This is a genomic window from Paraburkholderia sp. SIMBA_054 (assembly GCF_046534875.1).
GTDB lineage: Bacteria > Pseudomonadota > Gammaproteobacteria > Burkholderiales > Burkholderiaceae > Paraburkholderia > Paraburkholderia hospita.
The window spans coordinates 1-12,826 of record NZ_JAWRXV010000039.1; the positions used below are offsets into that span (position 1 = coordinate 1).

General features: G+C 56.3%; 11 protein-coding genes and 1 tRNA gene. 7 read left to right on the forward strand and 5 right to left on the reverse strand.

Annotation, left to right across the window (positions count from 1 at the left end):
* Positions 1–173 precede the first annotated feature (173 nt).
* Together SB822_RS35840 and SB822_RS35845 are read right to left on the reverse strand one after the other, a co-directional pair.
* Positions 174–524 (reverse strand): hypothetical protein, encoded by a 351-nt coding sequence (locus SB822_RS35840; RefSeq protein WP_410856752.1) that lies wholly within the window; start codon positions 522–524, stop codon positions 174–176.
* A 402-nt stretch (positions 525–926) separates the two neighbouring features.
* Positions 927–2,135 (reverse strand): hypothetical protein, encoded by a 1,209-nt coding sequence (locus SB822_RS35845; protein WP_103153697.1) that lies wholly within the window; start codon positions 2,133–2,135, stop codon positions 927–929.
* A gap of 1,679 nt (positions 2,136–3,814) precedes the next feature.
* On the opposite strand from SB822_RS35845, the gene SB822_RS35850 reads away from it, so the two are divergent.
* A complete protein-coding gene (locus tag SB822_RS35850; protein ID WP_143055849.1) occupies positions 3,815–4,144 on the forward strand; it encodes a lysozyme in 330 nt (109 codons plus the stop codon).
* Between the two features lie 581 nt (positions 4,145–4,725).
* Here SB822_RS35850 and SB822_RS35855 read toward each other — a convergent pair.
* The gene (locus tag SB822_RS35855) at positions 4,726–5,628 is read right to left on the reverse strand and encodes an ATP-grasp fold amidoligase family protein (RefSeq protein WP_410856753.1); all 903 of its coding nucleotides are present in this window, start codon (positions 5,626–5,628) and stop codon (positions 4,726–4,728) included.
* On the opposite strand from SB822_RS35855, the gene SB822_RS35860 reads away from it, so the two are divergent.
* From SB822_RS35860 to SB822_RS35880, 5 genes are all read left to right on the forward strand, one after another.
* The gene (locus SB822_RS35860; RefSeq protein ID WP_410856754.1) at positions 5,627–6,049 is read left to right on the forward strand and encodes a hypothetical protein; all 423 of its coding nucleotides are present in this window, start codon (positions 5,627–5,629) and stop codon (positions 6,047–6,049) included. The two genes, SB822_RS35855 and SB822_RS35860, sit on opposite strands and share 2 nt — an antisense overlap.
* 47 nt (positions 6,050–6,096) lie before the next feature.
* Complete coding sequence (locus tag SB822_RS35865; protein WP_410856755.1) at positions 6,097–7,278, forward strand: glycosyltransferase family 4 protein; 1,182 nt, start codon at positions 6,097–6,099, stop codon at positions 7,276–7,278.
* 114 nt (positions 7,279–7,392) lie between these two features.
* Positions 7,393–8,625, forward strand: coding sequence for a glycosyltransferase (locus SB822_RS35870; RefSeq protein WP_410856756.1), 1,233 nt, complete (start codon positions 7,393–7,395; stop codon positions 8,623–8,625).
* A 290-nt stretch (positions 8,626–8,915) separates the two neighbouring features.
* A tRNA-Tyr gene (locus tag SB822_RS35875) sits at positions 8,916–9,002 on the forward strand.
* Positions 9,003–9,557: 555 nt separating this feature from the next.
* On the forward strand, positions 9,558–10,694 hold the full coding sequence (locus tag SB822_RS35880; RefSeq protein WP_410856757.1) for a GNAT family N-acetyltransferase: 1,137 nt from the start codon (positions 9,558–9,560) through the stop codon (positions 10,692–10,694).
* Positions 10,695–10,787: 93 nt separating this feature from the next.
* Here the strand turns inward: SB822_RS35880 and SB822_RS35885 are convergent, their stop codons facing one another.
* Both SB822_RS35885 and SB822_RS35890 read right to left on the reverse strand, forming a co-directional pair.
* Positions 10,788–10,979 (reverse strand): hypothetical protein, encoded by a 192-nt coding sequence (locus SB822_RS35885; RefSeq protein WP_090839181.1) that lies wholly within the window; start codon positions 10,977–10,979, stop codon positions 10,788–10,790.
* On the reverse strand, positions 10,976–11,329 hold the full coding sequence (locus tag SB822_RS35890; RefSeq protein ID WP_410856758.1) for a hypothetical protein: 354 nt from the start codon (positions 11,327–11,329) through the stop codon (positions 10,976–10,978). Before SB822_RS35890 ends, SB822_RS35885 begins: the two co-directional genes overlap by 4 nt.
* A 1,193-nt stretch (positions 11,330–12,522) precedes the next feature.
* Between SB822_RS35890 and SB822_RS35895 the strand changes: the two genes are divergently transcribed.
* Positions 12,523–12,801, forward strand: a complete 279-nt coding sequence (locus tag SB822_RS35895) for a hypothetical protein (RefSeq protein WP_410856759.1) — start codon at positions 12,523–12,525, stop codon at positions 12,799–12,801.
* Positions 12,802–12,826: the final 25 nt, after the last annotated feature.

The following is a 12,826-nucleotide window of genomic DNA, read 5'->3' on the forward strand; positions in this document are numbered from 1 at the left end:
ACCATCGATGCGGAGCTGGAAATTCTGCTCAACGGATATGGTTCGAAATTCCAAGTTAATTTTTCGTGAACACTTAATCGCAGCACGACTTCCCGGAATAAACCGCAACAGGATGCGTCGCCCATGGGTCGGATTGGACTCGCAGGTAATCAGCCCCGCTCTTTCGAGGCTCTTCAGGGATGTCGTGACACTGCCTGGCGATAGTCACTGCCTGGCGATAGTCCCATCAGTTTTGACAGCCTGCTCGGCGTGACCGGTTGCACTTCGTCGGAATAGGCAACGTCAAGGCATTCCAGGTTGGTAACGTTGAGCCCCAGTTGACTCGCCACAAACTGTCGAAGGCCGCCAGCCTGACGTCCAGCATACGGTGAGCGTTTTTGGAAAAGTCGGCGTTTGACCCGGCAGGTGGGAGTCATGAAGACGAACGTCAGTGGACCGCTGATGAAAAAAATCATAAGCGATGTCAAAACCGGGGGAATCGGGTGCTCCTGGACAAGTTTTGACGATGCCTGCTGACGGCCCATTCGGCATCCGGCATGAAGGCGGCGTGTCTTTGACTCAGCCTTTGGTGGGGAGCTTGAGAACCTGTCGTCCCGATGCGAAGGGAGAAATCCAGGCGGAAGGCCTTCGCAAGAATGAGAGTACCGATGCGGGACACAGGGGCGGCGACGTCCGTCGGAGGGTTGAAGGGCCTGTAATGCGACTGGACCGAATGAGTGTCACTGTCCCTTATCTTCGGTAACGCATCGCAAGCATCGGTCAGTCGATGCTCACGTTCTTGGCACACGTTACGCAAAAGTCAAGGTCATCCGGAAACGCAAGCGCTCCACGCAAAAACACCCCAAAGTCGGATCGGTATCCAACTTTGAGGTGTAGTTTACAGCCCGGCCTGTTGACCTTCGCAGGCGCGGGTCACTATCGATTGATTACGGCGTAACCGAGCAACCCGTCACGCAGGTGTTGTTCGAGTACTGCGCCGCCTTGATGCCCCAGTTCTTGCCGATGATGGTACGGCTGGGGATATTGGCGCCACGGAAACCCTGCGCATTGCTCGTGCCCGACACCGTGTTGTTACGCACGATGTTGGTCGAGTAGTCGGCGCTCGCCGCCACGCCGCCCGTGAGCATCACCGACGAAGTCATGTCAGGTGCGCCATAGCCGTACACAGCCTTGATCGTGTTGTACTCGATCACGTTGTTGCCAGTCGCCTGGGTCGTGTTGTCGTTCTCGATACCCACCGCGCAGTCGGTCACCGTGTTATGGCCGATGTAGCCATTGGTGTGAGCAACGAACACCGGACCATAGTAGCCGCAGCTTGCAAACGTGTTGTAGATGATCTTGTCGCCACTGCCGCCATTGGGCGCGCCGTAGGTCTGGAACATCGACTGGCCGAAGAACTGCTTGAAGCTGTTGCCCGCCAGGAAGAAGTTGCTTACCGGACCGGTTGTTTCAACCGGAATATCCCAATGGCGGTTGTCGTTGTTGTAGTACTGCGGGGCCGCGGTGTTTGCGCCCACGAAATTGCACTCAACGATACTGTCATTCGTATAGGCGTTCTTGTAGTCGCCGATGACGAACATCTGCATGTTGTAGCCCGTGGTCCGCTTCAGGATGGTGCCCTGGCACTGGATGTGGCGGTTGCTCACCCGCACATTGAGCGTGCCATTGATCACGCAGGTGCCGGCAGGAACCAGCACGTCGCCCGCATTGATCGCCTTCTGGAACGCAGCCGTATCATCGGTCGAGCCATTGCACTTTGCGCCATAAGTGATCGGGTTCACCGGATTCACCAGTGCCGGCGGCGTGTATTGGGTAGCCGACGACGTGGTCGTGGTGGACTTCACATAGCACGCCTTGATGTAACCAGTAGCGGGATCAGCCATCGCGCTGTTGTCACACGGCACGCTGCGGGTGTAGGAGCCATTCACTGCGTACATGGCCGATGGCGAGTTCGGAGGCCATGCACCATAGAGCACGCTTTGCGTGCCCGAGAAACTGCAGGTGCCGTGTTCGTCGGCACATTTCGTCCACGTGACGCCGTTGACGGTAACCGAAGCCGGATTGCCCGCTGCATGCGCTGCGGAAAAGAAGGTCAGCGAAAAAAGTAGAAATAAGAAGTACTTAATTTGTCTCATTGATTTCGTTCCAATAGATCTGAAACTCTTTACGGATGAAAAGGAAGAACCCATCGAGCACGCTCGACGCTGATGATGTGAATATCCGCAGGTCGACACCCCCAGATACTTAGCCCCAAGGACCGTCGCATGTTGAGCCAGCCAGGCAGACCCGCCAACCTTACTGAACTTTCAACTTAGTAGTCCTCAACGCGCGTACACAAACACCCCCTCAATGAAGTTCCGTTTAACGAAAAAGCCATGGGTTGCATCAACCGGATGCAGTGCGGGAAAGAGCGACGGCACACACCCGGGCACACTGCTGACAGACAATCAACCTTCTAATTCGACCCTTACATTTAGGCATACTAAAAGATTGATACTGCTTTCTTTTATCTTTCACCTTCGGCTCGCGCGAATGTTCAATCGACGGGGCCGGCATAAGCTCTGGTTTCTCCCGCAGCTAAGCATCCGCTTAGCCATACGATATCGCCAGGTGCCTGATCGGCCCACACAGCGGTCGAACCGCGTACAAGAGAGCGGCAATGCAACAATTACCGAACCCTTTTGAACCTCTAGGTATAATTTGCGTGTGGCTTGAAAGAAACCGAAGTATAAACGTTTCATTGTTGAAACGCTGACGGCAATCATATCGGTTAAGGACTAACCCGAAGATGATTCGCCAACTTGGTCGATACTCACCTATTCGCTCGGGAAAAATAAGGTTTTCGTTCGCGAACCCTAGGTGAATTGGGGAAATCTTTTTTTACAATCTGGGAGGGACGCTTGACAACTTAAGATTCGGCTTTGGAGCGCCTGTTTGCAGACGATCGAACGTTGGTTCCGACCCCGACTGAAATCAATCGCGCGGACAGAGATTTGGACCCCGCCCCGAAGTCCTCGCCAACGAATAAGTATGTCCATTCAAATAGGGATTGTACCGAAAGATCAGACGAAATCCACCCCTCTGGACACGACGTGCCCTCTCGCGGGATCTGGCGACGTTCTTCTGCTCTGTGCACAATCCTCGCCTCGCGCGGTTCTATCGATGAGCGTAAGCAACGCCACGTCCCACCATCGCGCACTCTCGAGAGGTGCACGCGGCTTGAACAGGTCGAGCCGGCCACTTCCCAGGGTTGTGAAAGATCGACAGCCTAATGAAGAGAGTTCCCTGGCGAGCGGTTCGCCTTGCGAATCGAGTTGCCCCTCTTTTCCTTGAGCAATGCGCACGAGTACCGTATGCTTTTTGATTGAGCGCACAGCAAATCGCGTGTCAATGAACAATCGATGTATTTGTACTCCTTATTTCTTGACCAAAAGCGTATCTTCCCTACCCGCAAAGCGATCTGCGATCTAGACAATGCCGCACTGCTTCGATTGCTGATGCCGGTATAAGAGGCAGACGCCAGCGTTCGAGATGGGCTCAGCTATCCGAAACCGGAAAACTCTAAAATTAATTCAAGAGACCTCTTGCGTGCATGATTTCAAAGATAGCCAGGCTCGGGTATCGAAATTCATGAAATAGAGGATTTCCAGAAAGGCTGCCTATTCATCGAACGAATGCTCGATTCAATGTTGTGTGGGGCAGCGAACATTGAATATGGAGACTCCATGACAGATTTATTCGACATCGGCCTGCACGAGGGGCCGACGCCTGTTGCAACAGGTAAGTAAGGACGGGGCAACGACGGAAGGGCATCATGGCACAACCGCGTGCTGTCGATGACGACACGATCAACCTTGTTCACCAGTTCGAAGGCTTGCCCGAGCTCGCCGTTGCAAACATCCATCCTCATCTGGACCCGGTCGGAATATGGACCATAGGCCGGGGACATGCGATTTCTCCCGATGGTCGTTTCGTTCGAGGAAACGCCGGTCTGGATCAAGTCAAAACAATCATCACGTGTTCGTACGTTGACGGACGGCTGCGGCGGCACTGGGGCCGTCAGGACGGTCGCTCTGAGCAAACGCTCAGTCCCTGCGATCTATCCAGCAAAAAGACAATCCGTCCGCGGCATCTTGATCAGTGATCGCCCATGCTCTATGCGTTGACCGTATCGATGTGACAACGGAGGTGACTATGAACCGGTGCTTTGCATGTGACACCCTGGTAGGCATGCCTTCGACAGTCACCCCGCATGCGTCGCTACAGCGGATCCGGGCAGAGGTCGTTGGCCCACCTGCGCACACGGTCACCCGCTATGTCCAATACCGCTGTAACGTTTGCGGCTCATGGATTCATCAGAACACACTGGACGGTTCTCCGGCGGGTCTCTGGTCGGCCGGCGCACCTCAAACCGGTGCTGAAAACAACGCATTCCAGGTGATGCACAACCGGCGCAAGCGTTGATTACAGTAAGCTCACCGAACTGCGGATCGCCCGACACGTTGCTTCGCCTCGGGACGGAACACCTCGCTACCTCAACCGAACGATAGCGTCGATAGCGCCTGTCAGACAGGATCGGGTGGCGAGCCAGCATGCGGATAGCTCAAAAGCGCCGAATTGCCAGCGGGCATGCCCGCGCATGCGAGAACGCGCGCACCCCATCCGCCATGCTCCGCTATGATGCTCGCAATGCTCCAGGCCAGGCATCCCTCCGTGGCTTTTGCCTTATCCCCGAGTAACGGAGTAGTTGGCATTTTGCAGGATACGCCCCCAGTCATAATCGCAGCGATCAGGCGTATAGGGCATCGTCCCGCCCCCGGGCGTAAAAGTCAGCTCCCCGAAAAATATCTGATCGTCACACGAATAGAAATCTACACGCACGTAACCAAGCCCATCGGCCAGCGCCATGGCTACGCTGCTGAGCTCTTCCCAATTCGACGGTCTGGGCACTGCGCGTTCGCTGCGCGCGTAGTCGCCCCAGGCCAGATCAAGTCTGTTCCACCGGGCGTCGTAGACATCGGCGCGAGGCGTGCCGAAACGATCGGAAATGATGCCCGTGTAAATGACCGGACCGTCTGGACCGCGGCCGAACATGTGCATCTTGTAATCAGACGGAACGGTGCCCGCCTGGTCGAGGAGCAGGGTTTCAAAGAAGATCCGGGGTTGAATGCCCTTGTAGTGCTGTTCACGCGCCACCCGATAGTAGTCAATGCTCAACCATCTGCCGGCGATCCGACGGAGTTCTTCAAACGATCTTTTCGACTTGTCCCAAACTACTTCAACGAAGTTGGAGCCGTGATTCGCTTTCATCACAAACGATGATGGTAGCGAGTCGAAAACGTCTTTCGTAAAAACATCGGGCGCCGCGAGCAACGGAATAAGGTACTTCTCCCCGATGCGTTCCCTTACGTATTCGCGGACCCTCAACTTGTCGGCCAGGCTGCTCCAGCGCGGATCCGGTTGCAGGCATCGCATCAGGATCATTTCGTTGAACGCCTTCGGACGCTTCATGTTCGGAAACCGCCCGATTCTTCGACGATGGGAAAAGGCCAGATACAGGTCATCGGGCATAAGCGACGCTGCGCCTTTGAGCACCCGACGCGTGCTTCTGAAAAAGAGTTTGTTCATGGCTTCATGTCTCCCCTATGCATCAACTCTTTTCCCGGGCAACAGAAAATCCCGGATGTCTCCACCAGCACTTCGCCTGCTTATTGTTCAGCGCAGCAAACGCCCCGAACACAAGACCAGATTTTCTGCTCAACGCTTCATGGCCTGGTGGCCATGTCGGGGGAAGCGCACCGGCCTGCTTTTTGGAAATTCGATGTTGAACAGGTTACACCCGGCACGCGCCATGTCTGACACTCTTTCCGACCAATCTTCCTATGTGTTGCCAGTGGCGAAAATAACCGAGATTCTGGCGCAGAACGACACGCGCCCAAATGTAAAAGAAGGGGGGCGGCGTCCGCAGATATCCGCGGCAGCCGGGAGTTATTCCGCTGTTTTTCGAGGCTGTAAGCCTGATGAGGCACGATCTCGTCCCGCGCCTTGAAGCGCAGCAGCGGAATGCGATATAGGGCACCGGGTGAGATCGACTCTATGCACGTTCAATTCGTTATCGGCAATCTGAGCGACTATCACATACCACGCTACCGCGCGCTCGTGCAGCTCGCGCTGCGACATGGATGCAAGGTATCCCTCGTAGAGCTATTCGAATTCACGAGCTTTTATGACTATCCGCAGAGCAATCGCACGGCGTTCCTTCAGGATGCGCAGTCCGACATGGTTACAGTCTTCAAGGGTACCGCTGCAGGCACCAAGCATTGGCTGACGGTGGCGGCCCGGCTCCGCGTAATCGTGCGTGCCACACGCCCCGACTTTGTCATCACGCTCGGCTACAACACCAGCTATTCGATTTACCTGTGTCTGCTCAGGACGCTGACGCGTCGATTCAAGCTGGTCTACATGTCGGACTCGAAGGCTGACGACGGAAAACGGCACCGACTCAAGGAAGCCTTGAAAAGAATCCTCGTCTCACGCTTCGATGGTGCACTCGTGGCCGGTGAGAAACATCGTCGATACGCCGAATCGCTCGGCATTCCCTTGCACCGATCACGTATCGGATTTGATGTCATCGACGTTGCCTACTTTCGCGACGCCGCAAAAGCCGTACGCGCACACGCCGACAGCGCGCGACACCGCTTCGCCCTGCCGTCACGATACGTGCTATGCGTGAGCCGCTTTGTCGAGCGCAAGAACGTGCCGCTCGTTCTGGAGGCGTTCGCGTGCTCAGAGCTTGCGCAACAGGGGGTGTCCCTCGTCCTCGTCGGTCAGGGTCCGCTGGAACAGACGATTCGTGAAAAGATTGCCGCGCTCGGGCTAAGCGAGCGAGTCCTGATCTTCAGCGCGATTCTGAACTGCGACATGCCAGCCTTGTATGCGCTCGCAGACTTCATCGTGCTCGCTAGCGCATTCGACCAGTGGGGGCTGTGTGTCAACGAGGCTATGGCTGCCGGGCGGCCAGCGATCGTGTCGCGGACCTGTGGCTGCGCGAACGAAGTTGTGCATGACGGCATCAACGGTTTCATTGTTCGGCCTGACGACCGCGAGCAGCTTGCAATGAGAATGAAGCAGCTCGCCGAAGACCATGCGCTTCGCGAAGATCTCGCCCGCAATGCGGAATCAACGATCCGTGACTGGACCCCCGAGCTTTTCGCCCAAAACGTGCTCGCCCTCACAAACGTGATCCTGAAGCGCAACGACCCCTACGCAGGCGGATAGCTGAAAATTAAACAAGGATTGTCTACTCCATACCACCAGCAATTCCATTCGTTTTTCTAACGCAGGTGCAAGTCACAGTGCCACGATTGATTGCGATTTCAAGGATACGTTTCTATGGGTTTGCGAATTCTTCATGCCATCATCACCGTCAATCCGGCATATGGAGGGCCTATTGAGGGGATCATTCAGGCGTCTCGTGAGCATCGGCGCATGGGAAATTCGATCGAGATCGTTACGCTCGATGGACCCGACGAGCGCTCACTCGCTCAGTGTGAAGTCATCTGTCATCCCGTCGGCCCGGGGTTCGGCAAGTACAGATATGCTCCGAGGCTGGTCCCGTGGCTGCGGGCCAACGCGCCGAAATACGACCTTGTGATTGTCAACGGAATCTGGAACTACATATCGTTTGGCGTCTGGCGTGCGCTACGCGATTCCGGGATACCTTATTTCGTATTCACGCACGGGATGCTGGACCCGTATTTCAAGCAGCGCTACCCGTTAAAGCACTTCAAGAAGATGCTCTATTGGCCATGGGCAGACTACCGGGTTCTTCGCGATGCCAATGCCGTGTTCTTTACGTGCGAGGAAGAACGTCTATTGGCCCGCCAATCGTTTCGCCCATACCACTGCAACGAGCATGTCATCAGCTACGGCACAGCAGGTGCCGTTGGCAATCCGGACATGCAACGCGAACTGTTCCTTTCGAGGTTTCCGCATTTGCGCGGCAAAAGAAATCTCCTCTTTCTTGGGAGAATCCATGAAAAGAAGGGAATCGACCTTACGCTGAGGGCACTGGCTCAATGCATACAAGACACACCCGAAGACAAAATCAACGATGTGCGACTGATCATAGCGGGCCCCGATGACAGCGAGTACGCGAGTGCGGCCAAAGCCCTGTGCAACGAGTTGGAGTTGACAGAAAGGGTGACATGGACGGGATTGCTCGACAACGACCTCAAGTGGGGTGCATTACTTGCATCGGACGCATTTGTGCTCAACTCGCATCAGGAGAATTTTGGGGTTGCTGTGGCGGAAGCGTTGTCTGCGGGGCTCCCGACGCTGATTACTGACAAGGTCAACATCTGGCGTGAGATCGGGCAGTCTGGCGCAGGATTCGTGGACAAGGACGACCTGGCAGGGGCAGTCTGCTTGTTGCACCGCTGGCTGGGCGCTTCGCGACGCGAGTGGGCTGACATGCGCACGCACGCCAGACAGTGCTTCATTTCCCGGTTTCATATCGCTCGGTCCATGCAATCCTTGCTCGACGCGCTTGCCATCTACACGGTGCAACAGGGCTCAACACGTGTGGCTGCCGAGTCGCAGCTTGAACTGGACGAAAATTTTTAAAACGAGGCACTGAAAACCCGGGCAAAACCTCCCTGCGCAAACGGTCGTGGACGCTTGCCCATGCATCGGACGGGCGCAGGTAACTCCGCAGCGGAACCGGCATTCACGCGCCATTCGCGCGACCACGGTTAGCCATTTCCTGGTCTGACCTGTGCCCTATTCCGGTCGCTCGAGCTTTGCTTTGGCGCTCTGATCCGCAGCAGTTGCTTTGCAGAAACTGTGCGGGAGGGAACACGCCAGGTTGTAAGAGCATTGACTAGATTTTCTCGCGCCCCACAATCATCAATTACGGAGGGGTGCCCGACTGGCTAAAGGGGGCAGACTGTAAATCTGCTGGCTTAACGCCTACGTTGGTTCGAATCCAGCCCCCTCCACCAGATCCCACGGCGGCCATGGCGGTACCGTGGTTAACCAGACTTGGGGCGGCAGGCGGCGTTGGAGCAACGTCGAATCGTTGGTCATCCTCTCTCCTGCCAAACTGACGTTTGTCGCTCGTCGATCATCGGCGACGTCACACTGCGACGCTTCAATTGCCTTGACAGGCGACACTACTGCTAAAAAAGCCGCGCATCGGCGCGATTGCCGCGCTGTAGAGACAGTTGAGTCGGATCGCACGACGGCTGAAACCCGTGGCAAGCCGTTCGAGCGCGGATACGAGCCCAAAATTCAATGCAGCGGGGCGCAAGTGATTGACGAGACTACGGACCTGAGACATCTTTGCGAATTTGTCGATAATGCACCGCTAGCAATGCCTACCCTCTTCCTTTACCGAAACAGGCCCTCGCGTGATACGAGCCGCGGGCTCTCGTTTGTAGACATCAAGCAAAAAGAAAGGTACCTTTCTTAGCCATGGCCATTATTCGGCCTCAGTGGCTTCAGATAAAGACTCTCGCCTTTAGCAGAAGATTACAAGTCTTCGGGAGCAACTCGCGATGCACACCTTGACGTTCGAAGTCGTTCGCGATATCGACAGCTTTTGTGCCATGCAGCCCGAGTGGGACGATTTGTGGTCTCGTGCCGGAGGCGAGTACTTTCAGTCGTACGCGTACTGCCATGGCAGTCTCATAGCGGAGGCTGCACGTCGACGTCAACTCCACTGCATCACTGCACGGCGTGAAGGTCGGCTCGTCGCGCTCTGGCCGCTCGTCACGTCGTGGAGAAACTGCTGGAAATACGCCACTCCGCTTACGCCGCCCAACAGATCACCAAGCGACATCCTTGTCGCGCCCGATTGCGACGTCCATCAGGTAGCGATGGGTGCATGGCGAGTAGCCCGCAAATCGACGCAGGCCGACGTTTTCGAGTTCTGGCGCATTAACTCGAGTTCGCCACTGCAACGCTGCCTGACGCGCGATGCCGTGACGCGCCGTGCGACCGAGGAACGCACGCCCTATGCCCAATTGAGAGGCCAGCATGATTGGGAAGCGTATTGCCGCTCGCGACCGGGCCGCTCGAAAACCCGCCCGAACTATCTGAAACGGCGGCTGGCCGCGCATGGCGAATTCAATGTCGAGATGCTCGACTCGAATGATCCGCGCATCCCGTCGCTAGTCGAGTGGTCTGCTTTGCGAAAGCGCGAATGGGCACAGCACAACGGCATCGATAGTCCGTGGGTCTATTCCGAATCCAGCAGCAGGTTCTGGAACGGTCTTCTAACGAACGCTGCTTATCAGCACGGCGTGTTTCACCTGTTTGTACTGACACTCCAGGGAAAACCGCTTGCCGCGAACGTCGTTGCGGTAGGCGCCACGCGCGCGTATCTATTGACGACGACATACGACCTGAAGCATGCGAACCTGTCACCGGGAACCGTGCTCGTCGATGAATGTGTCAAATGGGCATTCGACCGAGGGCTGGATTTCGACTTCGGGCCGGGCGAGCAGCAGTACAAGTCGTCGTGGAGTGGCGGCAACTCATACGCGACATCGTCATGCCTCGTCTTTCCAACCTGGTGGGGACGCGCTGGCTATTTCGCGAAGCATGGCATCCGGCATATGCGAGCCATCTTCGCACAGATCACCGGCAGGCAGACGCCGGCGCAAGGGCCCGTGAATGCACCGTCGACATGATGGCCACCATGTCACAGATGATCTTGATGTGTACCTTCGGGCCCGGAAGTCTCCCTGAGGTAGTGCGAACGCGTAACGCTCCTTGGCGCCATCCTACGGCGTACCAACGCTCACACGAGTTGCGCCAGTCTGCCCATACGCTGGCTGCCGTTCAATCGTCTCGCCGCCGCGGTTCGCATGCGTGTCATGCTCTAAGGTCGTCTGGTCCGGCACCAGCAAGGCGAGGCTCCAGCAGACCATGAACAGTAGCACCGCGACATTGAACAGCTTCTTTAGTCCTGTCATTTTTCCACCCCGCAAAGGACGTATGTCTCGACAATGCCTTTCGACACCTCGTCATTGAAAATTACTGCCGCAGCGGCCTGAGCGCCCACCCGGGTGGCGAACGCCTCGAAGAACCTGGTAAACCTTTCCTGTAGCACGAAGTGAATATCGGCGGCGGACGATTGCGGCGTGATGATCCCATCTGACCGCATCGCCGCTATTGTTCTTCCGATATGGTCCGCCAGGTTCTCCAGCAACTGCATGGGTCTTGAGAGATCGTCCATCACCGCGACCAGGTGCTGCATAGCCTTGAACGTCTCGGGCGTTTGCGAATAGAAGGACTGCACTGACACACCTTTGACACCGAACATTGCTTGTCCCCCGACGCGCGGCGTAGCACGCGTTCAGCGTTTTCTCGTTGATTGAATTGTGCTTAAAGCCTCTTCATCGAGCTTCTTTGTATTCAGCGATGCTCAGCAATTAGAACAAGAATCAGACCGCAAACTATCTGTTATTAACCTAAAGCCGAGCTCGGTCGATCGAAAAAGCACAGACTGTGCCAAATTGCGATTTTCTGTGGGGCAGGCCGCAGATTAGGTGCGAACGCCAGCTTTTCCGTTTAAATCGTTTCATTTGCGAAACGTGTGAACCGCCCAGCGAATTCCCAACAGTGTGGAAAGTGACCCGCGCCGATCCTGATTCGCAAATGCCACGAGGCTTCGGCCAGATAAAGAGCGACCTTCAATTCCGTGATTCACTTCTGAAACACGATTCCCGCCCGCCGCAATCCACGTCCGGACCGGAAGCCTATCGGGTCTCGCGAAGAACTCTACGCGGCATGAACCGCCGATGAGGCGACTTTGCAACCAAGGTACCGGCAAACAGGCATTCACGAAGCGGCGCTTGTGTGTACCGATCGTTTCAGTCCTGCAACGCGAGTCACGGAGCGCCGCTTCCACCGCGCAAAGACGGCGCCTGCGCCCCACGCAACCAGGCGGACGCGGCCGGTCACGCGGCCCGGTATCCAGATGGATCCGACCTGGCAGCCTGGTCACTAACCGTACGTGTACGCAAATATACCGTTTCGTACAACATGATTTGATTGATCAGATGTTCCCGCGCGATATCACGGCATGAAGGTGCAACCTGCCGTTCCCGAAAGTAAGGATGTTCTTGTCGTTTCATCGTTTCATCCGGGCGTGTGCCGTCACAGCAGGGGTTTTCCGATCAGACTGCTGCTGTCGGGGACGTCCGCCGCCATCGCCGCCCTGGTGACCGGCAAACCCCGAACCACAGAAGCAGAGCGAGAATCGTGATGGCATAGCAAACGGGCGCTACGCGCTTGCACAACGTGCCCCGCGCACCCAGAGCAGCACGCGCAAACCCAGATAAACGTGCAACGAAATCGAGCCCTGCCGTTGCATGCCGCCCTTACCTCCCCCTAAAGTTTCACGCGCAATTGCCGAGAAGCCGGACACGACTGGCATTACGCCCAAGTCCAGTTCGCAGGTCTTATAAAATATGCGGTTATCGATCGCGACCGCGGCGCCCGGCGCGGTAGAAATTGCCTGATGGCACCAAAAATCCAATTATGAAGAATTTCTTTAACGTCGACCTCGCCCGGGGCTACGGATATGGGATGGCTGTGTACATTGCTGCCCAGACTGCTGCTCTTCAACGCGGTATTGATGCCACCAACATGCAGCGCAAGGTCGCCGGCCGCCGTCTGCTTGAGGACGCAACCGTCGAGGAGGTCATTTCGGCGCTGCGTAGCAGCGGGACTTTGCCCGCCGCACCGGGTATGGGTGGCGCGGATCTGTCCGACGCGGACGCCATCAGGTGACGCGTTCAGTCGCATCCGGAATCCA